The following is a 25,224-nucleotide window of genomic DNA, read 5'->3' as shown; positions in this document are numbered from 1 at the left end:
GCTGACGCGGACCCGTTCACGGCTGACGCGGACCCGCTACGGCCGGACTGCGGAAAACCGGTTGAGGAAACGCGATACATCGCGATACCGTGTGGGCCGCCTCACAGCTCGCCGGGCGCCATCTTCCGGGTCGCCGGGCATCACCCTCCCAAAAAATCTAGACTTTCTCCACATAAAGCACTCCACGCGCAGCCGCACAGCTAGGCACCACCTCGGTAGACCGGTCACTCATCACCCATGGGGGAACCAATGCCAGGCGCCATCTACGCCGAAGGTCTGGTCAAGACCTTCGGCGACGTAAGGGCTCTGGACGGCGTCGATCTCGACGTACCAGAAGGCACCGTCCTGGGCCTGCTCGGACCGAACGGAGCGGGCAAGACCACGGCGGTCCGCTGCCTGACGACGCTGCTCACGCCGGACAGCGGCAAAGCTGTCGTCGCGGGTATCGACGTACTGAAACATCCGAACGAGGTACGGCGCTCGATCGGCCTGTCCGGCCAGTTCGCCGCGGTCGACGAATATCTGACAGGCCGCGAGAACCTGCAGATGGTCGGCCAGCTCTACCAGATGAAGGCCAAGGAGGCGAAGGCCCGGGCGGTCGAACTGCTCGACCGGTTCAACCTCGCGGACGCCGCCGACCGCCCCTCCAAGACCTACTCCGGCGGCATGCGCCGCCGCCTCGACCTCGCGGCAGCGCTCGTCGTCTCGCCGCCCGTCATGTTCATGGACGAGCCGACCACCGGCCTCGACCCGCGCAACCGGCAGCAACTGTGGGAAGTGATCCAGGAGTTGGTGGCCGGCGGCACGACGCTGCTGCTCACCACGCAGTACCTGGAAGAGGCCGACCACCTGGCGCACGACATCTGCGTCGTCGACCACGGCCGCGTCATCGCCCGCGGCACCTCCGACCAGCTCAAGGCACAGACCGGCGGCGAGCGCGTCGAGGTCGTCGTGCACGAGCGGGAGCACATCGACACCGCCCGCCAGGTCCTGGCCGGCTTCGGCAAGGGCGAGGCCACCGTCGAGCAGCACACCCGCAAGCTGACCGTCCCGGTCACCGGCGGCGCCAAGCTGCTCGCCGAGGTGATCCGCGAGCTCGACGCCCGCGGCATCGAGATCGACGACATCGGCCTGCGCCGCCCCACCCTGGACGACGTGTTCATCTCCCTCACCGGTCACCTGGCCGAGGAGACGACGGAAGACTCCGCCGAGCCGGAGCAGGCCGAGGAGGCCCGGAAATGAGCGCCGTCACCCACTCCGTGCGCGCCCCGCGCGCAGCGGGCGGCATCGGGCAGTCCGTCCGGGACTCCCTGGTCGTCGCCAAGCGCAACCTGATCCGGATGACGCGGATCCCCGAGATGCTGCTCTTCGGCGTCATCCAGCCGGTGATGTTCGTGGTCCTCTTCACCTACGTCTTCGGCGGCTCCATGAGCGTCGGCGGTTCCACCGACCCCGACATCTACAAGAACTTCCTGATGGCGGGCATCTTCGCCCAGACCGTCACGTTCGCCACGGCGGGCTCCGCCGCGGGGATCGCCGACGACATGCAGAAGGGGCTCGTCGACCGCTTCCGGTCGCTCCCCATGGCCCGCGGCGCGGTCCTCACCGGCCGCACCGTCGCCGACCTCGTGCAGACGTCCATCACGCTGCTCGTCCTCGCGATCGTCGCCCTGCTCGTCGGCTGGCGCACCGGCACACCGGACCCGACCAACGCCGCAAGGATCCTCGGCGGCTTCGCGCTCCTGCTGCTTCTCGGGTACGCGTTCACCTGGATCGGCGCACTGATCGGCCTGTCCGTACGGACCCCGGAGGCGGCGACCTCGGGCGGCATCATCTGGCTGTTCCCGGTGACGTTCATCTCGAACGCGTTCGTGGACACCGGCATGATGACCCCCTGGCTCCGCCACGTCGCCGACTGGAACCCCTTCAGCGCGACCGTGCAGGCGTGCCGGGTGCTCTTCGGCAACCCGGGCGTCTCGGAGTCCTCGGCGTGGCCCATGCAGCACCCCGTATGGGCGTCACTGCTCTGGTCCGTCCTGATCATCGTCGTCTTCCGCACCCTCGCGGTCCGCAAGTACCGCAACGCGGCGTCCTGACCCGGGCCCGCCGCCCCCGCCGGACACGACGAGGCCCCGGAGCGGATCCGCTCCGGGGCCTCGTCGTGTGTCACCGAAGACGTCAGCCGTTGTACGGCTCCGCCGTCAGGACCTTGACCGACGCGAGCTTGCCGTTCGGCAGTTCGTACTGGGCGTCCTCGCCGACCTTCTTGCCGTTCACGCCCGTGCCCAGCGGCGACTGCGGCGAGTACGTCTCGATGTCGGAGCTCGCGTACTCGCGGGAGGCGAGCAGGAAGCTCATGGTGTCGTCCTCGTCGCCGTCGAAAGCGATCGTGACGACCATGCCGGGCGCGACGACCCCACTCGCGGCGGGCGCCTCACCGACCTTCGCCTTCTCCAGGAGCTGGGTCAGCTGGCGGATGCGGAGCTCCTGCTTGCCCTGCTCCTCCTTGGCCGCGTGGTACCCGCCGTTCTCGCGCAGGTCCCCCTCCTCGCGCGCAGCCGCGATCTTCTGCGTGACTTCCTCGCGCGCGGGACCAGACAGGTACGCCAGCTCGTCCTTGAGCTTGGTGTACGCCTCCTGCGTCAGCCAGGTGACGTCTTCGCTGGTCTGGGTCACAGGTCGCTCCTCGTAGGTACTGGGAATACAAAGCATCGCCCTACCCAGAAGGATGTTCCCTCACGGGTGGGCGAAACCACGAGCCTAACAATTCAGCGGTCGAAGGGGGAGGACATATGGCACCAGATTTCCGTCGACGCAGGTCAGCGCCGAGGTTCTGGGGCTGAAGGGGCGCGAGTCACTCGGCGTGACAGCCGAGAAGCTCCGCGGTCGTGCCCTGGCCCGTCGTGCGCAGCGTGACGACCTTGTCGATCCGCTCCTCGTGCTGCGTGAAGCGGAAGTCGGCGCGGCCCACCTCGGCACCGTCCGCGCTCTGCGAGCGGACCGTGCAGTAGCCGCTCGCACCGGCGTCCTTGCGGATCTCCAGATGCACCTGGACGCTGTCGGCCCGCGTCTTGAAAGCGATGACCTCACCGCTGAACTTGTTGCCCACGACGTAGTACCAGCCGAACCAGCACATCATCGCGGCGAACAGCGCCCCCAGGACGATCGCGGCGATCTTCAGCTTCCGGTCCGCGCGGGCGTCGGCCGAGCGCGACGACCCGTAGCGGCCCTCGGGCAGCTGCTGCACGGCGCTCATCAGCCAGTTCCTCTCGCCTCGCCCGCCAACATCCGGGCGCCGGAATTTTCCGCCCCCCCGGTTCGGTCACTATAGAAGCGCCCATTGCGCCGAATAACACCAGGGCGCCTTAATTCACCGAGGATCTTGTCTTGACTGAGCAGCTGCGACTGATGGCCGTTCACGCCCACCCCGACGACGAGTCGTCCAAGGGCGCGGCCACCATGGCCAAGTACGTGTCCGAGGGGGTGGACGTGCACGTCGTGACCTGCACGGGAGGCGAGCGCGGCTCCATCCTCAACCCGAAGCTCCAGGGCGACAAGTACATCGAGGAGCACATCCACGAAGTACGCCGCAAGGAGATGGAGGAGGCCCGCGAGATCCTCGGCGTCAAGCAGGACTGGCTGGGCTTCGTCGACTCCGGGCTGCCCGAGGGCGACCCGCTGCCGCCGCTGCCCGAGGGCTGCTTCGCCCTGGAGGACGTCGATCACGCGGCGGGCGCCCTGGTGCGCCAGATCCGCTCCTTCCGTCCGCAGGTCATCACGACGTACGACGAGAACGGCGGGTATCCGCACCCCGACCACATCATGACCCACAAGATCTCGATGGTGGCCTTCGACGGAGCGGCCGACGCGGAGAAGTACCCCGAGGACGAATTCGGCCCGGTCTTCCAGCCGAGCAAGCTCTACTACAACCAGGGCTTCAACCGGCCGCGCACCGAAGCGCTGCATTACGCCATGATCGAGCGGGGCCTGGAGTCGCCCTACGCGGACTGGCTGAAGCGTTTCGACGAGTTCGACCGGGTCGAGCGCACGCTGACCACGCACGTGCCGTGCGCCGAGTTCTTCGAGATCCGCGACAAGGCGCTGGTCGCGCACGCCACGCAGATCGATCCGGACGGCGGCTGGTTCCGCGTCCCGATGGAGATCCAGAAGGAGGTCTGGCCCACCGAGGAGTACGAACTGGCGAAGTCGCTCGTCGATACCTCCCTCCCCGAGGACGACCTCTTCGCGGGCGTCCGTCACAATGCCTGATGTGACATCGAATCTGGCAATGACCCATCTCGTCCCCCTTGCCGCGCAGGAGGTCGACGAGAACAAGGTGACTCCGGGTGTGCTCGGCTTCATCGTCTTCGCGGTGATGGCTCTCGCCGTCTGGGGCCTGATGAAGTCGATGAACCGGCACATGGGCAAGGTCGACTTCAAGGAGAAGGCGGGCGCCGGCGCCGAGCCGGTCGCCGCGACCGACTCCGCCAAGGCGTCCGACCGCTCCTAGCGGTCCCCGACCTAGCGGTCCCCGACCCGCCCGGCAATCCCCGGGCGCGCTCGCGATGAGTTTCGCGGGCGCGCCGGGTCGTACAGGTATGAGCCCTGTACTGATGCACGCGGTCGTCTCCGTGGACGGTTTCATCGCCGACGCCGAGGACCAGGTCGGACCGCTGTTCGACTGGTACGGCAACGGGGACACGCCGCTCGGCGACGGCGGCGGTTTCCGGATCTCCAAGACGTCCGCCGACTACACCCGGCCCATGTGGGACAGCCTCGGCGTGACGATCATGGGCCGGCGCCTGTTCGACCTCACCAACGGCTGGGACGCGAAACCGCCGGCCGGCGAGCACGTCGTCGTGGTCTCGCACCGGCCCCGCCCCGCCGACTGGCACCCCGAGGCGTCGCACTACCACTTCGCCGACGACGTGCCCGAAGCCGTCGCCCGCGCCAGGGAACTCGCGGGCGAACGGTCCGTGGCGATCACCGCGGGCTCCATCGGCGGCCAGGCCTTCGCGCTCGGCCTCGTCGACATCGTGGCCATGGACGTCGCCCCCGTCTTCTTCGGGTCGGGCCGGCGCTACTTCGGCGCGGCGGACGGACAGCGGCTCCTGGAGGACCCGCACGTGGTCATCCAGGGCGACCGGGTGCTGCACCTCCAGTACCGGGTACGCAAGGCGTGACTCACTGCGCCGTCGGCTCGACCACCCCCATCACATCCCGCGCATGCCGGTTCGGCACCATGCCCAAGCGCCAGGCCTGCCAGCCCGCGTCCAGCTCCACCCCGCGTTCGAGCAGCAGCCCGTACGCGCCGATGTAGTCCTCGAGCTTGCCGTCGCGGGTGGGGTGGGCGGTGCGGCCGAGCTGGGACAACTCCTCCTGCGCGACCGCCGCGCCGACCTCCGAGCCGCCCGGCGAGGCGTAGGGGAGCAGCGTGCAGCGCAGGAACGTGGCCCAGTCCTCACCCCGGCGGTCGCCGTAGGACGCGAAGAGGACGGCCGCCTCCTCGCACAGCGTCATCGCCTGCTGGAGGCGGGCGTTGCCCGCGTCGACGACCGCCAGCTCCAGGCACGTCCACGCCTCACCGTGCGCGACGCCGATGCGCTGGAAGTCGGCGCGCGCGTCCACCAGCAGCTGACGGGCGAACCCCGAGTTGCGCAGCGAACCCGTCTGCGCCGCCCGCTGGTCCCGGGTGACCCGCGCCGAGTGGTGGCGGGCGCACGCGAGCCCGTAGACGTCCCGCATCCGGGAGAACATCGTGCGTGAACGTTCCAGCTCGCGGACCGCCTGGTCGAGGTTGCCCGTCTCCTCCAGGGCCTGGCCCAGGTAGTAGTACGTCCAGGCCTCCCCGCGCGCGTCCTCGTTGTCGCGGTGCCGGGACACCGCCTGGCGCAGGCCGTCGACCGCCGCCGACGCGTCGCCGTCGACGAGGCGGGTCCGCGCGAGCTGGGTCAGCGCCCACGCCTCACCGCGGCCGTCCCGCGTACGGCCGTACAGATCGAGGGCCGAACGGAGCTCGGCGTCGGCCCGCGGCAGGTCGCCCATGCGCAGACGCAGCTGCCCGAGCTGGAAATGGGCCCACGCCTCGCCGTGCAGCGACTCGTTCTCCCGGTGCAGCGCGAGCGCGTCCGTGAGCAGGGCCAGGGACTCGCGGACATGGGCGCGGTCGCGCTCTACGGCCGCCAGCGCGTGCAGCGTCCAGCCGCGGTCACCCCGCGTCTCCGGCGTCGTCTGGAGATCCAGCGCCTCCCGCAGCTTGGCGGTCGCCTCGCCGAGCTGACCCTGGTGGTGCAGGGTGATGCCGAGCGAGCACAGGGCACGGGCCTCGCCCGCCCGGTGGTGGGCCTCGCGGTACAGATCGACCACCGAGGACAGCGTCGTCCGCGCCTTGTCGAGCTCGCCGAGCTGGCGGGCCGCGATACCCGTGCGCCACTGGACCGAGCGCACGAGCAGCCCCTGGTCGATGGCCTGCGTCAACTCGCTGATCTCACCGAGGCGGTAGAGGTCGCCGCGCAGCAGGCAGTAGTCGCAGAGCGCGCCCAGCAGACCGAGGACCGCGTCCTGGTTGACACCCTCCGCGTGCCGCAGCGCCGCCGTGATGAAGCTCGACTCGTCGTCCAGCCAGCGCAGCGCCGCATCCAGCGATGTGAAACCGTGCGGGCCCGGCTGCCCGGCCCGCGTCGACATGTTGCCGTCGACCAGGCGGATCACCGAGTCGGCGAGCTCCGCGTAGTTCTGGATGAGGCGCTCCTGCGCCGCCGCGCGCTCGGCCGGCTCCTCCTCGTCCGCGAGACGCGCCTGCGCGAAGGAGCGGACCAGGTCGTGCAGCCGGTAGCGGCTGCCGCGGACATGGTCGATGAGACCCGCGCGCGACAGGGCCGTCAGATGCCGGCCTGCCTCCGGCTCGCCCGTGGCGAGCAGCGCCGCCGCGGCCGCCGCGCCGAGCGAGGCCCGCCCGGCGAGCGCGAGCCGGCGCAGCAGTTTGCGGGCCGCGTCCGACTGGTCGGTGTAGCGCAGCCACAGGACACGCTCCACCGGCTCCACGGGCCCGTACGCACTCAGATCCGCCGCCAGCTGCCGGGTCGTGCGCGGGCCGATCGCCGAACCCGCGATGCGCAGCGCCAGCGGGAGCCCGCCGCACAACTCCCGTACCTCGTCGGCCGATTCGGCGTCGTAGGGGCCGCTCGCGTCCTCCGCGGCATCCCGCAGCAGCTCCTCCGAGCCCGCCGCGTCCAGCGCCTCGACCGGCAGCTGGTGGACCCAGGCCGGGGTCGACTCGGCGAGTTCGAGCGGTTTGCGCGCGGTGACCACGACGAGGCTGTCCGAGCGCTCGGGGATCAGCGTGCGCACCTGCTCGGCGTCGTCGGCGTCGTCCAGGACGATCGTCACCGGCAGCCCGGTCAGATGCTGGTGGTACAGCTCGCTCAACCGCCTGGCCTGCTGGTCCGGCGACGAACGCTCCCGGAACAGCAACTGCTCGCGCGGCGCGCCCAGCCGGTTCAGCAGATGCAGCAGCGCGTCCCGCGTCGACAGCGGCGCCGCGTCCGCCCGGTCCCCGCGCAGGTCCACGACGCAGGCCCCGCGGAACTGGTCCCGCAGCTCGTGCGCCGCCCGCACCGCCAGCGTCGTACGTCCCGAACCCGGCGCCCCGTGCAGCACCACCACCGTCGGCCGCGTCTCCGTACTGGCCCGCGCCGCGTGCACCCACTGCGCGATCCGCGCCATGGCCACCCGCCGCCCCGCGAACGGCCCTTCCGGCACCGGCAGCTGACCGAACGACTGCTCGAGCACGCTCCGCCGCCGCGCCGCCGCGCTCTTGTCGGTCCGCCGCGCTCCCGGCCCCGCCGTCTTCTTCGTCGTACCGGTACTGGCCGCGAGCACCCGCTGCTGGTCCAGGAACGGCCGGATGCCCCGCACCTCGAGTGCCGTCAGCCACTGGAGCCGCAACTGCTCGGGCCCGCCCGGCTGGTTCAGCGCACCCGCGCTGCGGCTCGCCGCCGGCAGATGCGACGCGGTCACCTTGGCGACGGTGGCGGCGGCCCCGATCACGGCCACCGCCACCCCGGTGCCCACGGCGACTCCGGCGCCCGCCCCGAACGCCAGATCGGCCACGACCGCGGTGACGGCCCCGACCCCGGCCACCATCAGCGGCGTCGACCCGCCCTCCTTGGCGAACCGCTCCCCGAACGTCATCTGCCCCGCCGCGGACTCGTCCAGGGCCCGCGTGTACGCCGCGTACTCCTCGGCGGCGGTCTGCTCCATGGCGTCGAGCGCGCCCTTCGCCCGCGACAGCAGCACGCTCCCGTCCGTCCGCCCGCCCGAACGCCTGACCTCTTCCTCGACGGCCCGGGCCAACAGCCTCTCGGCCTCGGCCCGATGGCTGTCCCGCATCTTCGGTCCCCCTCCGGTGGCGACAGTTTCGGGTCAAGTGTCCTGCGTATGGGGTGAAGGCGCGAGGGGCCCGGCGATCAAAGACACGACCGTGGCGGGCATGGGTGAGGATGGAGACATGCCGAACCGACTGGCCCATGAGACGTCCCCCTACCTCCTCCAGCACGCCGAGAACCCGGTGGACTGGTGGCCCTGGTCGGCCGAGGCCTTCGCGGAGGCGCGGCGCCGGGGGGTGCCGGTGCTGCTCAGCGTCGGGTATTCGAGCTGCCACTGGTGCCATGTCATGGCGCACGAGTCCTTCGAGGACGACGCCACCGCCGCCGTCATCAACGACAACTTCGTGAGCGTCAAGGTCGACCGCGAAGAGCGCCCCGACGTCGACGCCGTCTACATGGAGGCCGTTCAGGCCGCCACCGGGCAGGGCGGCTGGCCCATGACCGTGTTTCTCACGCCGGACGCCGAGCCGTTCTACTTCGGTACGTACTTCCCGCCGGAGCCCCGGCACGGCATGCCGTCCTTCACCCAGGTCCTTGGCGGCGTCCGCGACGCGTGGACGGGTCGGCGGGACGAGGTCGCCGAGGTCGCCGCGAAGATCACCGCGGATCTCGCGGGGCGGGAGCTGTCCTTCGGGGACGCCCAGGTCCCCGGCGAGGAGGAGCTGGCGCAGGCGCTGCTCGGGCTGACGCGGGAGTACGACGCGACGTACGGCGGGTTCGGGGGCGCGCCCAAGTTCCCGCCGTCGATGGTGATCGAGTTCCTGCTGCGGCACCATGCGCGGACCGGTGCCGAGGGCGCGTTGCAGATGGCGCTCGACACGTGCGAGCGGATGGCGCGCGGCGGGATCTACGACCAGCTCGGGGGCGGGTTCGCGCGGTACTCCGTGGACCGCGAGTTCAAGGTGCCGCACTTCGAGAAGATGCTCTACGACAACGCGCTGCTGTGCCGCGCCTACGCGCATCTGTGGCGATCGACGGGCTCGGAGCTCGCCAAGCGCGTGGCCCTGGAGACGGCCGACTTCATGGTGCGTGAACTGCGTACGAACGAGGGCGGGTTCGCGTCCGCGCTGGACGCGGACAGTGAGGACCCGGCGAGCGGCAAGCACGTCGAGGGTGCCTTCTACGTGTGGACGCCGCGGCAGTTGGAGGAGGTGCTCGGCGCGCAGGACGGTGCTGTCGCCGCCCGGTACTTCGGTGTCACCGAGGAGGGGACCTTCGAGGAGGGCGCCTCGGTGCTGCAACTGCCGCAGGCGGACGAGGTGTTCGACGGGGAGCAGATCGAGCGGATCCGGCAGCGGCTGCTGGCCGCGCGCGCGGAGAGGCCCGCCCCCGGCCGGGACGACAAGGTGGTCGCCGCGTGGAACGGCCTCGCCATCGCGGCACTCGCCGAGACCGGCGCGTACTTCGGGCGGCAGGACCTCGTGGACGCCGCCGTGGCCGCGGGCGATCTGCTGGTGCGGCTGCACATGGATCCGCTGGCGCGGATCTCGCGTACCAGTAAGGACGGGCAGGTCGGCGGTAACAGTGGAGTGTTGGAGGACTACGCCGATGTCGCCGAGGGGTTCCTCGCGCTCGCTTCCGTGACCGGTGAGGGCGTGTGGCTGGAGTTCGCCGGGTTCCTGCTCGACCACGTCCTCGACCGGTTCGTGGACCGGGAGAGCGGCGCCCTGTACGACACGGCCGTGGATGCCGAGCAGTTGATCCGGCGGCCGCAGGACCCGACCGACAACGCCACTCCGTCCGGCTGGACCGCCGCGGCCGGGGCCCTGCTCTCGTACGCCGCGCACACCGGGTCCGAGCCGCACCGTACGGCGGCGGAGCGGGCGCTGGGCGTCGTGAAGGCGCTGGGCCCGCGCGCGCCGCGGTTCATCGGGAACGGGCTCGCGGTCGCGGAGGCGCTGCTCGACGGACCCCGCGAGATCGCCGTGGTCGGCGAGGTGGGCGGGCGGATGCACCACACCGCGCTCACCGGGACCGCGCCCGGCGCCGTCGTCGCGGCGGGCCCGGAGGGCAGTGGCGAACTTCCGCTGCTCGCCGACCGGCCGCGTGTCGGGGGCGAGGAGACCGCGTACGTGTGCCGGCACTTCGTGTGCGACACGCCCGAGACGGACGCCGACCGGCTGAGCCGGATCTTGTCCGAAACGCAGCATTAACAGACTGAACAAGGGAGTTGATGCAACGGTCTCCCCACTTTCACAGATTCCCCATATCCTCGCTGCATCGGTGGGGCGGGCGTGGCTGCTTGCCGCGCCTGGGGGATCTGGGGGGATCTGTTTTGCTAGCGACCGATACCGGCGCTGTGCTCAGCGCTGCTCTCGTAGCGGCCATATCACTGGCCCTGTTCTGGATGGCCGCCTTCACCCTGTGGTGGCAGATGCACGCCTGGCGCACGCCGGAAGTGCTGGCCTCCACCCGTTTCGACAGCCCGGACGACCACGGCGGGCTGTCCTTCTCGCTGCTGCTGCCCGCGCGGCACGAGCAGGCCGTGCTCGACCACACCATCCAGCGGCTGCTCGAATCGGGCCACCGCGCCTTCGAGATCATCGTCGTCGTCGGCCATGACGACCCGGAGACCGCGGACGTCGCCGAGAAGGCCGCGGCGCGCGACCCGCGGGTACGCGTCGTCGTCGACACGCACGCGAAGAAGAACAAACCGAAGGCGCTCAACACCGCGCTGCCGTACTGCCGCGGCGACGTCGTCGGGGTCTTCGACGCCGAGGACCAGGTCCACCACGACCTGCTCACCCACGTCGACCACGCCTTCCGGGCCACCGGCGCGGACGTCGTGCAGGGCGGCGTCCAGCTGATCAACTTCCACTCCAGCTGGTACAGCCTGCGCAACTGCCTGGAGTACTTCTTCTGGTTCCGCTCGCGCCTGCACCTGCACGCCCAGAAGGGGTTCATCCCGCTCGGCGGCAACACCGTCTTCGTCCGCACCGGGGTGCTCAGGGAGGCGGGTGGCTGGGATCCGAACTGCCTCGCCGAGGACTGTGATCTGGGCGTGCGCCTGTCCAGCGTCGGCAAGAAGGTCGTCGTCGCCTACGACTCGGACATGGTGACCCGGGAGGAGACCCCCGGCACGCTCATGTCCCTGCTGAAGCAGCGCACCCGCTGGAACCAGGGCTTCCTCCAGGTCTACCGCAAGAAGGACTGGAAGCAGCTGCCCACCGCCCGGCAGCGGCTGCTCGCCCGGTACACGCTGATGACGCCGTTCCTGCAGGCGTTCACCGGCCTGATCATTCCGCTGAACGCGGCCGTTGCGCTCCTCATGGACGTGCCCGTCGGCATCGCCTTCATCACCTTCCTGCCCGCCGTCACCGCCTTCGTGACCTTCGTCTTCGAGGTCGTCGGACTGCACGACTTCGGCAAGCAGTACGGGCTCAGGGTGCGCCTCACGCACTATCTGAAGCTCATCGTGGGCGGGCCGTTCTACCAGGTGCTCCTCGCCGGGGCCGCGATCCGTGCCGTCTGGCGCGAGCAGCGCGGGCACGGCGACTGGGAGCTGACCAGTCACACGGGCGCCCACCTCGAAGAGGTCCGCGCGAGCGCACCGGACCGAGAGGACGTTCCCGCGTGACCGCGACGCTTCCCGCGGCGCGTGCCAAGCACGCCGCCGCGCGGCCCACCCGTGTCCCCGCCCGCCTGCGGACCCCGCAACGCGCTGTCCGGTTCCGCAGCTCCCCGGCCGATCTGGCCCTGTGCGGGGTGCTGCTCGCGGCCATCGTCCTCGTGCAGGGCTGGAACATCGCCGGCTACCCGAACTTCAGCGACGACGAGGGCACCTACCTCGCCCAGGCCTGGGCCGTGCAGCAGGGCGAGGGCCTGGCGCACTACACGTACTGGTACGACCATCCGCCGCTCGGCTGGTTCCAGTTGGCCGCCGTCAGCTGGATCCCGTCGCTCGTCGACCCGTCGGCGATGACGGTCGGCACGATGCGCCTGGTCATGCTCGGCGTCAGCGCCGTGAGCGCGGTCCTGCTGTACGTGTTCGCGCGGCGGCTGCGGCTGCCGATGTGGGCGGCAGGGCTGGCGATGGCGCTGTTCGGGCTCTCGCCGCTGTCGGTGGTGCTCCAGCGGGAGATCTTCCTCGACAACATCGCCGTGATGTGGCTGCTGCTCGCGTTCTGCCTGGCGGCGTCCCCGAGCCGGCATCTGTGGCACCACTTCGCGGCCGGGCTCGCGGCGGCGACGGGCGTGCTCAGCAAGGAGACGATGCTCGTCCTGCTGCCCGCGCTGCTGGTCACGATGTGGCGGCACGGGCACCCGGCGACCCGCAAGTTCGCGCTGACCGGCGCGATCACGGCGTGCGCGCTGGTCGGCTTCTCCTATCCGCTGTTCGCCCTGCTGAAGGGCGAGCTGTTCCCCGGCGACGGGCATGTCTCCCTGTGGGACGGCATCGCGTACCAGATGAGCCGGCCGGGGTCCGGTTTCATCCTCGACACGGACACCGGCTCGTACGGTGTGCTGCACTCCTGGCTGTACTACGACAAGGTGCTGGTGGTCGGCGGGCTCGCGGGCGCCCTGTTCCTGCTGGCCGTGCTGCGCTGGTCGGTCTCGGCGCGGGCGCTGGCCGGCCCGGCCCTGGCGGTCGCCGTCCTCGCCCTGGTCGCGCTGCGGCCCTCCGGCTATCTGCCCGCGATGTACATCGTGCAGGCCCTGCCCTTCCTGGCGCTCGTGATCGCGGGGGCGGCGGCGAGCGTGGTCCACGCGCTGGTGCTGCGAGGGCCTGCCAGGGTGCCGGCCGGGGTCCGCCTCACGGCGGTCGCCGTCCTCGCCGCCTGCGCCGCCGGGTTCGTCGTGCCCCGCTGGTACGAGGGGGACCGCACCGCCATGACCACCGACGCCAACGCGCCCTACCGCGGTGCCGCCGCCTGGATGGCGAAGGAGGTGGCGGACCCGGCGTCCACCCGGGTCCTCGTCGACGACGCGCTCTGGCTCGACCTCGTGCACGCGGGGTACGAGCCGGGGCTCGGCGCCATCTGGTTCTACAAGGCGGACCTCGACCCGGCCGTCACCAGGACGATGCCGCACGGCTGGCGCGACCTCGACTACGTCGTCGCCTCGCCGACCGTGCGCCGGGACGCCGCCGAGCTGCCGGGCGTCAGGGCCGCGCTGCGGCACTCGGAGCCGGTCGCCACGTTCGGCACCGGCGAGGACCGCATCGAGATCCGCCGCATCCAGGAAGGCGGGACACGATGACCCTCCCCGAGTACGGCACCGAGGCCGGGGCACGCCTCGAAGGCGCGGGGGTCGCCGAACCCGGCGCCGTCACCGTCGTCGTGCCGACCTTCAACGAACAGGACAACGTCGCGGAGCTGCTGCGTCGCATCACGGAGGCGGTGCCGGGCCGGCTGCCCTGCGAGGTCGTCTTCGTCGACGACTCCACCGACTCCACGCCCCGCGTGATCCGGGAGCTCGCCCAGGACTGCCCGTTCCCGGTGTCGGTCCTGCACCGCGACGAACCGGCCGGCGGCCTCGGCGGCGCCGTCGTCGAGGGCATCAAGGCCGCCACCTCCGACTGGGTCGTGGTGATGGACGGGGACCTCCAGCATCCGCCGTCCCTCATACCGGAGCTGGTGGCGCGCGGCGAGGCCGACGGCGCCCAGCTCGTCGTCGCCAGCCGGTACGTGAAGGGCGGCAGCCGCGCCGGTCTGTCCGGCGGCTACCGGGTCGCCGTCTCACGCGCCTCGACCTGGCTCGCCAAAGGGCTCTTCCCGCGCGGGCTGAGCGGCGTCAGCGACCCGATGAGCGGCTTCTTCGCGATCCGCCGCGCGGCCGTACGGACGGAGGGGCTCAGGCCCGACGGCTACAAGATCCTGCTCGAACTGGCGCTGCGAGACGGCCGGTTGAGGGTCGCCGAGACGCCCTTCGTGTTCCAGGAGCGGTTCGCGGGCGAGTCCAAGTCGAGCCTCAGAGAAGGCCTGCGGTATCTGCGCCATCTGGTCGAGCTGCGTACGGCGTCGGCCATGGCCCGCATGGTGGTCTTCGGCCTCATCGGCCTGACCGGCTTCGTCCCCAACCTCCTTGCCCTGTCCGCCCTCACCGGCGCGGGCCTGCACTACCTGCCCGCCGAGGTCCTCGCCAACCAGGCGGGCGTCGTCTGGAACTTCCTGCTCATCGAGGGTCTCCTCTTCCGCGACCGGCGCCGCCACCGGCACTGGGCCGACCGCACGGCCCGCTTCGCGCTGCTCGCCAACGCGGATCTGGTGCTGCGGATCCCGCTGATCGCCCTGTTCGTACAGGAGTGGGGGCTCGCGGCGCTGCCCGCGACGGCCCTCGCCCTCGTCACCACGTTCGTGCTGCGCTTCGCGGGGACCGAGGCGCTGGTTTACGCAAGGAGAGCCGCCGCATGAGACTGACCCGAAGGACGGCGCTCGCGGGGGTGACGGCGCTGGCCGCCTCGCTCCTGATGGCCGTGCCGCAGCCCGCGTCCGCCGCCAACCTCATCAAGAACGCCGGCTTCGAGACGGCCGGCACGGGCGTCATGCCGGCGTGCTGGGAGCAGTCCGGCTGGGGCGACAACGACTTCACGTTCACGACGACCGGCGACGCGCACAGCGGCGGCAAAGCCATGAAGGTGGAGCTGACCCGCCGCGTCGACGGCGACCGCAAGGCGCTCATCACCGAGTCGGACGAGTGCGCGCCGCCCGTCACCGTCGGCAAGCAGTACGACCTGGGGCTCTGGTACCGGACGACGACACCGGACGCCTCGCTCACCCTGTTCCGGCACGACAAGACGGCCGGCTGGCAGTACTGGACCGACCTCAAGACGCTGGATATGAGCGCGGGTTGGGCGCAGGCGAGTGTGCGGACGCCGGAGGTGCCGGCCGGCACCGACCGGATCAGCTGGGGCGTCTCCGTCTACGGCACCGGCTCGGCGACCACCGACGACTACACGATGGAACAGGTCACGGACCCGGTACCGCCCGCCGGGTGCACCGGCACCGCCGAGGAGTGCGCGAACGGCAGATAGGACGTGCTGCCCACGCAGAACCCGGTCCGCTCCATGCACTCGGTCGTCCTGCACAACGGCAAGATCCTGCTGATAGCGGGCTCCGGCAACAGCGAGGAGATGTTCGAGGCGGGCACGTTCACCTCGGCGGTCTACGACCCCGAGAAGGGCACGTACAAGCAGATCCCGACGCCCAAGGACATGTTCTGCGCGGGCCATGTGCAGCTCGCCGACGGCCGCGTCCTGGTGATGAGCGGCAACAAGGCGTACCCGGCGAAGGACGGCTCCCACGGCTACGAGGGCTACAAGGACTCGTACCTCTTCGACCCGGCGACCGAGACGTACAGCAAGACCAACGACATGGCCGACGGCCACTGGTACCCGTCGGCGACCGTCATGGGCAACGGGGACGTGATGTCGTTCGGCGGGCTGCGCGAGGACTCCACGGGGTCCGTCACCGCGGAGCGCTGGGACGCCGCGACCGAGCAGTGGCTGCCCAACTGGAAGGTCAACCAGACCTGGTCGTACTGGGGCCTGTACCCGTCGATGATCCTGATGCAGGACGGCCGCCTCTTCTACTCCGGCAGCCATGTCTTCGGCAACGGCACACCCGGCACCGGCTCCTCGGTCTACGACTACGACAAGAACACGATCACCGACGTGCCGGGGTTGCGGAGCAAGGACGAGCGCGACCAGTCGGCGAGCGTGCTGCTGCCTCCGGCGCAGGACCAGAAGGTCCTCACGATGGGCGGCGGCAACATCGACTCCAACCCGGAAGCCGGCCGTCTCGTCGACATCATCGACCTGAAGGAAGCGGCACCGAAGTACGTCGCCGGGCCCCAACTCCCGCAAGGGACGGTCGACTTGGGCGCCGGCCCGCAGGCCCAGACCGGCAACCAGGGCAAGATGTACCTGTCCGCGGTCCTGCTCCCCGACGGCAAGGTCCTGGAGACCGGCGGCGCCCTCCACAACCGGGCGAACCCGGTCTACGAGTCCTCGATCTTCGACCCGGCGACCACGACGTTCGACCCCGTCGCCCCGGACCCCGAGGCCCGCGGCTACCACTCGTCCGCGTTCCTCCTCCCCGACGGGCGCGTCATGACGACCGGCGACAACCCGGGCAACGGCAGCTGGAACCACAACGTGTCCATCTACACGCCTCCGTACCTGCTCAAGGGCGAGCGCCCGTCGATCACCTCCGTCATCGACAAGGAGTGGAAGTACGGGGACACGCAGCGCATCTCCGTCGACCGGCCGATCGCCAAGGCCGAGCTGATCCGCCCGGCCGCGGTCACGCACTCCTCCGACCCGAACCAGCGCTACGTGGACCTGCCGCTCTCGGTGGACGGCAACAACGTCGACCTGAACGTCACGTCGAACCCGAACTTGGCGCCGCCCGGCTGGTACATGCTCTTCGGCGTCGACGCGAACGGGGTGCCGTCGGTGGCCCAATGGGTGCACCTCACCGGCCCGACGTCACCGGCCGCGACCTCCGCCGACGCCCACGTCCACGACTTCGCCTCCGACCTGACGGCGGAGCCGAAGACGAAGCGCGCCACACGCGACTCGGCCCCCGTCAGCCCGGCGGTCTCTGGTTGCGACCGGCACTACGGCTCCGTCAACGTGTGCGTGCCGACGGTCTTCCCCGCCCAGGTGAAACGGACCACGGCCGCGCGGTGCGCCTGGCTGTCACAGCAGGAGTACGGCCGGCTGAAGGTGAACGGCCGGGACGACCCGGCCCGGCTCGACCCGGACAAGGACGGCCTCGCCTGCGGAAAGGGAGACAGATGAGGGCTGTTCAGCGACCCGCTGCGAGGGGGCGTCCCCGCTCCTACAGCCCGCCGCGCAGGGTGTCCAGGGCCCGTACCGCCAGCTCACGCAGGTCACCCTCGTGGTCGTGCTCGGCCCAGTACATCGTGGCCTCCATGAGGGCGCCGACCACCGACATCGCGTAGACCCGGACCTCCAGGTCGTCGGCCTGGCGGCCGGTGCGCTCGGCGAGGACGCGGCACACCATCTGTCCGGTGACCGACATCGACTCCATCATCCGGCTGCGTACCGCCGGCACCTCCACCTGGAGCCGGGTGCGCAGCCGGGACACCTCGGGGTCGTCGCTGCCCAGCGCGAGGTCCAGGCTGCGGTCGATGACGTGCCGCAGGGAGTCGATGATCGACTCGTCGGTGGGCCGTGCCCGCAGCTCCCGCTCGAGGATCGGGTCGAACTCGTCGGTGAGGACGATGTCTTCCTTGGTCGGGAAGTAGCGGAACACGGTGGACGGCGAGACCTCGGCGGCTTCGGCGATCTGCTCGACGGTCGTCGCGTCGTACCCCTGGTCCATGATCAGGCGGTACGTCGCCTCGCGGATCGTCATGCGGGTCTTGAGCTTCTTGCGTTCCCGGAGTCCGAGTCCGGCTTCCGGGGTCTGTGCTGAGGCGGCCATGACCGTCATTGTCCGGCATCCGCGCTGACGGGGGCCACCTCCGTACCGGACATGGCGCTCGGCCCAGGGAGTGCGGGGCCGGGCATCAGGGCCGCCGTCAGGACCGCGGCGACCAGCGCCGTGATGCCGATGACGACCAGGGCCAGGTTCATGCCGTGCAGATACGCGGCGTCGGCGGAGGCCGCGAGAGCCCGGTCGCCGAGCCGGTCCGCGACCACATGGGCGCCGATCACCGAGTCCCGTGCCGCGTCCGCCGCCGCGCCGGACACACCGGCCGTGCTCAGCCGGGCCGTGTACGCGCCCGCTATGAGAGCGCCGAGCAACGCGACGCCGAGTGCGCTGCCGGTCTGGCGCACCGTGCTCAGCAGACCGGAGCCGCGGCCCGCCTGGTCCTTGGGCAGTGTCGCGAGGGCGCCGCCCATCGCGGGAATCATGGCGAAGGCGAACCCGACCCCGGCGATCGTCAGCCACAGGGCCGTGAACCCGTATCCGGAGCCGACGGTGGTACGCGCCCCGAGGAACCCGGCGAACGCGAGGACGACCAGCGCCACGCAGATCACCGACCGCGCCCCGAACTTCACGACGAGCGGCTGCGCGAGCTTCGCGGCGGCCAGCATCCCGGCCAGCAGCGGGATCATCCGCAGCCCGGTGCCGAGCGAGTCGGTGCCGAGCACGGCCTGGAGGTACTGCGGCAGCACGAACATCAGGCCGGCGAGCACGAACATGCCGAGCGTCGCGACGAGCGTGTGGGTGAGGAAGCCACGGTGGGCGAGGAGCGTGAGGTCGAGCATGGGACGCGAGCTGCGCCGCTCGCGCAGGACGAGCGCGCCGAGCAGCAGGACGGCCGCCGCGAAGGCGCCGAGCACGACCGGGTCGGTCCAGCCCTTCGCGGGGCCCTCGATGATCCCGTAGATCAGGGCGCCGAGGCCGAGCGCGGTGAACACCGTCGAGACGATGTCGACCTTGGGCGCCGCCGGGTCCTTCGTCTCCGGCAGCAGGAGCAGGCAGGCGGTGATGCCGAGGGCGACCATCGGCACGTTGATCACGAAGACGGAGCCCCACCAGAAGTGGTTCAGCAGCCAGCCGCCGAGGATCGGTCCCAGCGGCATGCCGAGCGCGGACGCCGCGGAGATCATGCCGAGGGCCTTGGTCTGCTCGTCGCGCGGGAAGAGCGAGGGCAGTACGGAGAAGGCGAGCGGCATCACGAAGGCGCCGCCGACGCCCATCAGGGCGCGGGCCACGATCACCCAGGGCACGTCGGTGGCGAGGGCGCCCACGACGGACGCCGCGAGGAAGACGCCGAGTCCGCCGATGAGTATGCGGCGCCGCCCGAAGCGGTCGCCGAGCAGTCCGGCCGGGAGCATCAGCGCCGCGAACACCACCACGTAGGCGTCCGCCATCCACTGCTGCTGGCCGGTGGTGGCGCCCAGCCGCTCGGTGATCGTGGGGAGCGCCACGTTCAGGATCGTCATGTCGAAACCGAGCACGAGCATGCTCGCGACCAGGGCCCCGAGGGCCCACCAGCGCCGGGGATCCAGGCGCAGCTCAACCTGCTGAGTGACGGTAACCATGAATTGATAGTAGCTGTCACTTCATGGCGACTGTCAATATACATTCACTCTCACGTGTGAGTGGGCGCGAAAAAGGGCCGCGGCTGGGGAGCCGCGGCCCTGCGTGGAGGGGGAGTGGGGGCGTCAGGAGTGCTGGTAGGCCACCAGGGAGATGCCGACGTAGTGCACGGCGAACGCCGCGAGGGTGAGCGAGTGGAAGACCTCGTGGAAGCCGAACCAGCGCGGCGAGGGGTTCGGCCGCTTGATGCCGTAGATGACACCGCCCGCGCTGTAGAGGAGCCCGCCCACGATCACCAGGACGAGCACCGCGACGCCGCCTTCCCGCATGAAGTCCGGCAGGAAGAAGACCGCCGCCCAGCCCATCGCGATGTAGCAGGGGGTGTAGAGCCAGCGCGGGGCGCCGACCCAGAAGACCCGGAAGGCGATGCCCGCCGCAGCGGCTACCCAGATGCCCCACAGCAGCGTCTCGCCCTTGGAGCCGGGCAGCAGCAGCATGGTCAGCGGCGTGTACGTGCCCGCGATGATCAGGAAGATGTTCGCGTGGTCGAGCCGGCGCAGGACACCGTCCGCACGCGGCCCCCAGTTCCCCCGGTGGTAGAGCGCGCTCACACCGAACAGCAGGCAGGCCGTCAGGACGAAGATGCCGCAGGCCACGCGCCCGCGCGTGGAGTCGGCCAGGGCGGTGAGGAAAATGCCGGCGACGAGCACGGCCGGGAACATGCCCGCGTGCAGCCAGCCGCGCAGTTTCGGCTTCAGCGAAGAGGGTTCTGGGATGGGGATTTCGGGCTGCTCCGCGGCGACGCTCATGGCCTTCATCGTACCTACGGGACCGTAGGCGGTGGATATGGGCAGTGTCAGTTCTCACCGGGGGTTAACCCGAAGTCCTGATCGATAAGCCCCCGCGGCCGAGTGGCGATGCTCACGTCGCTCAAGTGTGAGGCCCCCTGGACAGATGGGCGAAACGGATCGATGATCATATGAGTGCGGTCGGCACCGGATGAGCGCTCGCTGGGATCCAGTGGACGGGAGGCGCAGCGTCCGGGTCGCAGCCCCCACGGGGCAACCAACACAACACCCTCATTTAGGAGCGATCGTGGCGCGCGACATCGCGGCTCCCCCCTCCCGGACCGATACAGCCCCGGTTCTCACCCTCCCGAGCGACCACCTCCCCACCGAGAACCTCCCGACCGAGCACCAGGAACTGATCTCGTGGGTCAACGAGATCGCCGAACTGACCCAGCCGGACCGTGTGGTCTGGTGCGACGGCTCCGAGGCCGAGTACGAGCGGCTTGCGGAGGAACTCGTCACCAAGGGGACCTTCAAGAAGCTCGACCCCATCAAGCGCCCGAACTCCTACTACGCCGCCTCCGACCCGACCGATGTCGCGCGGGTCGAGGACCGGACGTTCATCTGCTCCGAGAAGGAGGCGGACGCGGGCCCCACGAACCACTGGAAGGCCCCCGCCGAGATGCGGGAGATCTTCCGGGGCAACGAGGGGAACGGGGGGATCTTCCGCGGCTCCATGAAAGGCCGGACGATGTACGTCGTCCCCTTCTGCATGGGCCCGCTCGGCTCGCCGCTGTCCGCGATCGGCGTCGAGATCACCGATTCGGCCTACGTCGCCGTCTCCATGCGCACGATGACCCGGATGGGCCGGCCCGTCCTGGACGAGCTCGGCACCGACGGCTTCTTCGTGAAGGCCGTGCACACGCTGGGCGCCCCGCTCGCCGAGGGCGAGGCGGACGTGGCGTGGCCGTGCAACTCCACGAAGTACATCTCGCACTTCCCCGAGGACCGTGAGATCTGGTCCTACGGCTCCGGCTACGGCGGCAACGCCCTGCTCGGCAAGAAGTGCTACGCCCTGCGCATCGCCTCCGTCATGGCCCGCGACGAGGGCTGGCTCGCCGAGCACATGCTGATCCTCAAGCTGACGCCGCCGCAGGGGGAGTCGAAGTACGTCGCCGCCGCGTTCCCCTCCGCGTGCGGCAAGACCAACCTCGCCATGCTGGAGCCCACGATCTCCGGCTGGACCGTCGAGACGATCGGCGACGACATCGCCTGGATGCGGTTCGGCGAGGACGGCAGGCTCTACGCGATCAACCCCGAGGCCGGTTTCTTCGGCGTCGCGCCCGGCACGGGTGAGCACACCAACGCCAACGCGATGAAGACGCTCTGGGGCAACTCCGTCTTCACGAACGTCGCGCTCACCGACGACAACGACGTCTGGTGGGAGGGCATGACGGAGGAGACCCCGGCCCACCTCACCGACTGGAAGGGCAACGACTGGACGCCCGAGTCGGGCGTCCCCGCGGCCCACCCCAACGCCCGCTTCACCACCCCGGCCGCGCAGTGCCCGATCATCGCGCCCGAGTGGGAGGACCCGAAGGGCGTACCGATCTCGGCGATCCTGTTCGGCGGCCGGCGCGCGTCCGCGGTCCCGCTGGTGACCGAGTCCTTCGACTGGAACCACGGCGTCTTCCTCGGCGCCAACGTGGCCTCGGAGAAGACCGCCGCCGCCGAGGGCAAGGTCGGCGAGCTGCGCCGCGACCCGTTCGCGATGCTGCCCTTCTGCGGCTACAACATGGGCGACTACATGGCCCACTGGGTGAAGGTGGCGGAGGGCAAGGACGCCGCCGAGCTCCCGAAGATCTACTACGTCAACTGGTTCCGCAAGGACGCGAAGGGCCGCTTCGTGTGGCCCGGGTTCGGTGAGAACAGCCGCGTCCTGAAGTGGATCGTGGACCGCCTCGACGGACGGGCGGAGGGTGTCGAGACCCCGATCGGCATCCTTCCGGCCAAGGGCTCCCTGGACACGAACGGCCTCGATCTTGCCGAGGACGACCTGGAGTTCTTGCTCACCGTCGACAAGGAGGTCTGGCGCGAGGAGGCTGCGCTGGTACCCGAGCATCTCAACACCTTCGGCGCTCACACGCCGGTGGAGTTGTGGGACGAGTACCGGAAGCTTGTGCAGCGACTCGGCTAGGCCGGACCTGAATCGGGCCCCCGCACAATGGCGTGCGGGGGGCGATTCGCGCCCTTAAAAGGCGCGGGGAACTGCGCGCTCAGCCACGAAAAGGCCGCAGACGCGACTGCTCGTACATGAGCAGTTGCGTCCGCGGCTTTTCGTGGGTTGCTCGCGCCCACGCGGGGGAGCCGCATATCGATACAGCCCCGCGCCCCTATGCGGCTCTGCGGCGGAGCCGCATATCGACACAGCCCCGCGCCCTAGGCGGCTATCAAGCGGCCGGCGTTGGCGTGGTACTCCATGCGGCGGGCGGCCAGGATCGCGGCCGCTGTATCCGCCCGGGATGCCGCAACGACCAGCGCCCGCCCGGCAAGCGCATGCGCCCGCTGGTGGAGAGCGGCGACATGCGGCTCGTGCACGGCGGCGGCCACGGTCGAGCGGACCGGCGGGTGCCCGCCCCGAAGCCGGCTGATCTGAGCGGCCAGCTCACCCGCGGCGGCGTCCAGCTCCGGGTCCCCGGCGGCGAGCCGGAGCTCGTCGGTCAGGGCGAGCAGCGCCGACAGGTGTCCGGCGAGCTGGATGTCCAGCTCCTCCTCGCGGGAGCGGTGCGGGAAGTCGCTGTCGGCCGCCATCGTGTGGACCGACTTGGTGCGGATCGGCTCGTACATGGAAGGCCTCCAGGCAACGGACAGGTAGTTACTTGGCCTCCATCGTACCTTAGATCCTGTCTAATTTAGAACCTGTCCAAAGAAGCGGCGCGGGGGGTGGGGCCGGGGCGCGGCGGTGAGGGAGGGGTGGTCACCGCTGCCCGTACCCGTCCAGGAAGTTCCCGATCCGGGTCACCGCCTCGGTCAGCTGCCGCGTCGAAGGCAGGGTCACGACGCGGAAGTGGTCCGGCTCCGGCCAGTTGAACCCGGTGCCCTGCACCACCATGATCTTCTCGGCGCGCAGCAGATCGAGCACCATCTGCCGGTCGTCCTTGATCTTGAAGACCTTGGGGTCGAGGCGCGGGAAGAGGTAGAGCGCGCCCTTGGGCTTGACGCAGGTGACGCCGGGAATCTGCGTGAGCAGGTCGTAGGCGACATCGCTCTGTTCCTTCAGGCGGCCGCCCGGAAGCACCAGATCCTTGATCGTCTGGCGGCCGCTGAGCGCCGCGACGACCCCGTGCTGACCCGGCATGTTCGCGCACAGGCGCATGTTCGCGAGGATCGTCAGGCCCTCGATGTACGACTCCGCGTGCGCGCGCGGACCGGAGATCGCCATCCAGCCGACGCGGTAACCCGCCACCCGGTACGCCTTCGACATGCCGTTGAAGGTGAGGGTGAGCAGGTCCGGGGCGATGGCGGCGGTCGGGGTGTGCGTCGCGTCGTCGTAGAGGATCTTGTCGTAGATCTCGTCGGAGCAGACGAGGAGGTTGTGGCGGCGGGCGATGTCGGTGAGGCCGCGCAGCATCTCGTCGCTGTAGACGGCGCCCGTCGGGTTGTTCGGGTTGATGATGACGATCGCCTTGGTGCGGTCGGTCACCTTGCGCTCGATGTCGGCGAGGTCCGGCATCCAGTCCGCCTGCTCGTCGCAGCGGTAGTGCACGGCGGTGCCGCCGGAGAGTGAGACGGCGGCGGTCCACAGCGGGTAGTCGGGAGCGGGGACGAGCACTTCGTCGCCGTCGTCGAGGAGCCCCTGCATCGCCATCACGATCAGCTCGGATACGCCGTTGCCGATGAAGACGTGCTCGACGTCGGTCTCCACGCCCAGGGTCTGGTAGTGCATCATCACCGCGCGGCGGGCGGCGAGCAGGCCCTTGGCGTCGCCGTAGCCGTGCGCGTCGCCGACGTTGCGGAGGATGTCCTCCAGGATCTCCGGGGGGCACTCGAAACCGAACGCCGCCGGGTTGCCCGTGTTCAGCTTCAGGATCCGGTGGCCGGCTGCTTCCAGCCGCATCGCCTCCTCGAGCACCGGGCCCCGGATCTCGTAGCAGACGTTGGCGAGCTTGGTCGACTGGATGAGCTGCATGGTCCGACCTTACGGCCGGGTTCCCGGGCGGCGCCCTCTGTTCTGCCGGGTGAGATGGGACACGATGGGCAGCTGGGAGGCCGTGTTCGAGCGTTTGTTCTATTCATTCGCTACGCTGGAACCATGCTTCAGGGATCCCTCTTCGACCAGGCCGAGGAGACCGCGCTCGGCGCCCTCGCCGGGGTGCGGCGCACCGTGCTCGGGGCCGGGGCCTGGATCGACGTACTGCCGGGCTGGCTGAGCGGCGCCGACGCACTGTTCGAACACCTCGCGTCCGGCGTCCCGTGGAAGGCCGAGCGGCGGCAGATGTACGAGCGGGTCGTCGACGTGCCGCGGCTGCTGAAGTTCTACGGGGCCGGCGAGCCGCTGCCGCACCCCGTGCTCGGCACCGCCCGCGACGCCCTCTCCGCGCACTACGCCGAGGAACTGGGCGAGCCGTTCACGACGGCCGGGCTCTGCTTCTACCGCGACGGGCGCGACAGCGTCGCCTGGCACGGGGACCGGATCGGGCGCGGCGACCGCGAGGACACCATGGTCGCCATCGTCTCGGTCGGGGCGCCGCGCGATCTGCTGCTCCGGCCGCTGGGCGGCGGCGCGCCGACCGTGCGCAGGCCGCTCGGGCACGGCGACCTCATCGTGATGGGCGGCTCCTGCCAGCGGACCTGGGAACACGCGATCCCCAAGTCGGCGCGGGCGACCGGGCCCCGGATCAGCATCCAGTTCCGGCCGCACGGGGTGCGGTGAGGGGGGCTCGTCCGCCGGGTGCGGGTTGCATTGTGGCTGGTCGCGCAGTTCCCCGCGCCCCCGAAGACGTCGTTCGTCCGCGGCCCCGGTGGGGCTTCTCGCGCAGTTCCCCGCGCCCCTGGAGCATGCGGCTTCGCCGCAGCCCCATGGGGCGC

General features: G+C 70.4%; 19 protein-coding genes and 1 pseudogene. 12 read left to right on the top strand and 8 right to left on the bottom strand.

Features of this window, described 5'->3' with window-relative positions; genetic code table 11:
• The first annotated feature begins 249 nt into the window (after nt 1-249).
• Together ABD366_RS23705 and ABD366_RS23700 are read left to right on the top strand one after the other, a co-directional pair.
• Nucleotides 250-1,242, top strand: coding sequence for an ATP-binding cassette domain-containing protein (locus ABD366_RS23705; protein WP_324771805.1), 993 nt, complete (start codon nt 250-252; stop codon nt 1,240-1,242).
• A complete protein-coding gene (locus ABD366_RS23700; RefSeq protein ID WP_324771804.1) occupies nt 1,239-2,096 on the top strand; it encodes an ABC transporter permease in 858 nt (285 codons plus the stop codon). The genes ABD366_RS23705 and ABD366_RS23700 overlap by 4 nt, the downstream gene beginning before the upstream one ends.
• An 82-nt stretch (nt 2,097-2,178) precedes the next feature.
• Here ABD366_RS23700 and greA read toward each other — a convergent pair whose 3' ends face one another.
• Together greA and ABD366_RS23690 are read right to left on the bottom strand one after the other, a co-directional pair.
• The gene (greA, locus tag ABD366_RS23695) at nt 2,179-2,676 is read right to left on the bottom strand and encodes a transcription elongation factor GreA (protein ID WP_324771803.1); all 498 of its coding nucleotides are present in this window, start codon (nt 2,674-2,676) and stop codon (nt 2,179-2,181) included.
• 178 nt (nt 2,677-2,854) lie between these two features.
• Nucleotides 2,855-3,256, bottom strand: coding sequence for a DUF4307 domain-containing protein (locus ABD366_RS23690; RefSeq protein WP_411293790.1), 402 nt, complete (start codon nt 3,254-3,256; stop codon nt 2,855-2,857).
• A 131-nt stretch (nt 3,257-3,387) separates the two neighbouring features.
• Between ABD366_RS23690 and mca the strand changes: the two genes are divergently transcribed.
• From mca to ABD366_RS23675, 3 genes are all read left to right on the top strand, one after another.
• Nucleotides 3,388-4,269 (top strand): mycothiol conjugate amidase Mca, encoded by an 882-nt coding sequence (mca, locus tag ABD366_RS23685; protein WP_324771802.1) that lies wholly within the window; start codon nt 3,388-3,390, stop codon nt 4,267-4,269.
• Nucleotides 4,262-4,510, top strand: a complete 249-nt coding sequence (locus ABD366_RS23680) for a hypothetical protein (RefSeq protein ID WP_324771801.1) — start codon at nt 4,262-4,264, stop codon at nt 4,508-4,510. Before mca ends, ABD366_RS23680 begins: the two co-directional genes overlap by 8 nt.
• An 88-nt stretch (nt 4,511-4,598) precedes the next feature.
• A complete protein-coding gene (locus ABD366_RS23675) occupies nt 4,599-5,183 on the top strand; it encodes a dihydrofolate reductase family protein (protein ID WP_324771800.1) in 585 nt (194 codons plus the stop codon).
• 1 nt (nt 5,184) lies between these two features.
• Here ABD366_RS23675 and ABD366_RS23670 read toward each other — a convergent pair whose 3' ends face one another.
• Nucleotides 5,185-8,391 (bottom strand): tetratricopeptide repeat protein, encoded by a 3,207-nt coding sequence (locus tag ABD366_RS23670; RefSeq protein ID WP_324771798.1) that lies wholly within the window; start codon nt 8,389-8,391, stop codon nt 5,185-5,187.
• A 118-nt stretch (nt 8,392-8,509) separates the two neighbouring features.
• Here ABD366_RS23670 and ABD366_RS23665 point away from each other — a divergent pair, with 118 nt between their 5' ends.
• The 5 genes and pseudogenes from ABD366_RS23665 to ABD366_RS23645 all read left to right on the top strand — a co-directional run bounded on the left by ABD366_RS23665 (nt 8,510) and on the right by ABD366_RS23645 (nt 17,130).
• The gene (locus ABD366_RS23665; protein WP_324771797.1) at nt 8,510-10,540 is read left to right on the top strand and encodes a thioredoxin domain-containing protein; all 2,031 of its coding nucleotides are present in this window, start codon (nt 8,510-8,512) and stop codon (nt 10,538-10,540) included.
• Nucleotides 10,541-10,734: 194 nt separating this feature from the next.
• Complete coding sequence (locus ABD366_RS23660) at nt 10,735-11,964, top strand: glycosyltransferase (RefSeq protein WP_411293792.1); 1,230 nt, start codon at nt 10,735-10,737, stop codon at nt 11,962-11,964.
• Nucleotides 11,961-13,586: a phospholipid carrier-dependent glycosyltransferase gene (locus ABD366_RS23655; RefSeq protein WP_324771794.1), complete on the top strand. Its 1,626-nt coding sequence runs from the start codon at nt 11,961-11,963 to the stop codon at nt 13,584-13,586. Before ABD366_RS23660 ends, ABD366_RS23655 begins: the two co-directional genes overlap by 4 nt.
• Nucleotides 13,583-14,740, top strand: coding sequence for a glycosyltransferase family 2 protein (locus ABD366_RS23650; protein WP_324771793.1), 1,158 nt, complete (start codon nt 13,583-13,585; stop codon nt 14,738-14,740). The genes ABD366_RS23655 and ABD366_RS23650 overlap by 4 nt, the downstream gene beginning before the upstream one ends.
• A pseudogene (locus tag ABD366_RS23645) lies at nt 14,737-17,130 on the top strand (galactose oxidase early set domain-containing protein). Before ABD366_RS23650 ends, ABD366_RS23645 begins: the two are co-directional and overlap by 4 nt.
• 40 nt (nt 17,131-17,170) lie before the next feature.
• Here ABD366_RS23645 and ABD366_RS23640 read toward each other — a convergent pair.
• From ABD366_RS23640 to trhA, 3 genes are all read right to left on the bottom strand, one after another.
• Nucleotides 17,171-17,779, bottom strand: a complete 609-nt coding sequence (locus ABD366_RS23640; protein WP_324771792.1) for a TetR/AcrR family transcriptional regulator — start codon at nt 17,777-17,779, stop codon at nt 17,171-17,173.
• Nucleotides 17,780-17,784: 5 nt separating this feature from the next.
• Nucleotides 17,785-19,350, bottom strand: coding sequence for an MFS transporter (locus tag ABD366_RS23635; RefSeq protein ID WP_324771791.1), 1,566 nt, complete (start codon nt 19,348-19,350; stop codon nt 17,785-17,787).
• Nucleotides 19,351-19,473: 123 nt separating this feature from the next.
• Entirely contained in the window at nt 19,474-20,157 is a 684-nt protein-coding gene (trhA, locus tag ABD366_RS23630) for a PAQR family membrane homeostasis protein TrhA (protein WP_324771790.1), read from the bottom strand.
• A 286-nt stretch (nt 20,158-20,443) separates the two neighbouring features.
• Between trhA and ABD366_RS23625 the strand changes: the two genes are divergently transcribed.
• Nucleotides 20,444-22,333, top strand: coding sequence for a phosphoenolpyruvate carboxykinase (GTP) (locus ABD366_RS23625; protein WP_324771789.1), 1,890 nt, complete (start codon nt 20,444-20,446; stop codon nt 22,331-22,333).
• Nucleotides 22,334-22,575: 242 nt separating this feature from the next.
• Here the strand turns inward: ABD366_RS23625 and ABD366_RS23620 are convergent, their stop codons facing one another.
• Entirely contained in the window at nt 22,576-22,983 is a 408-nt protein-coding gene (locus tag ABD366_RS23620) for an SCO4983 family protein (protein ID WP_324771788.1), read from the bottom strand.
• Between the two features lie 130 nt (nt 22,984-23,113).
• Nucleotides 23,114-24,325, bottom strand: a complete 1,212-nt coding sequence (locus ABD366_RS23615; RefSeq protein WP_324771787.1) for a pyridoxal phosphate-dependent aminotransferase — start codon at nt 24,323-24,325, stop codon at nt 23,114-23,116.
• Between the two features lie 123 nt (nt 24,326-24,448).
• On the opposite strand from ABD366_RS23615, the gene ABD366_RS23610 reads away from it, so the two are divergent.
• Nucleotides 24,449-25,069, top strand: coding sequence for an alpha-ketoglutarate-dependent dioxygenase AlkB (locus ABD366_RS23610; RefSeq protein ID WP_324771786.1), 621 nt, complete (start codon nt 24,449-24,451; stop codon nt 25,067-25,069).
• Nucleotides 25,070-25,224: the final 155 nt, after the last annotated feature.

Origin of the sequence: Streptomyces kunmingensis, from assembly GCF_039533535.1 — a bacterium.
Lineage (GTDB): Bacteria > Actinomycetota > Actinomycetes > Streptomycetales > Streptomycetaceae > Streptomyces > Streptomyces kunmingensis.
Note: the sequence above shows the minus strand (reverse complement) of the source record. Positions and strands in the feature narration are given on the sequence as shown.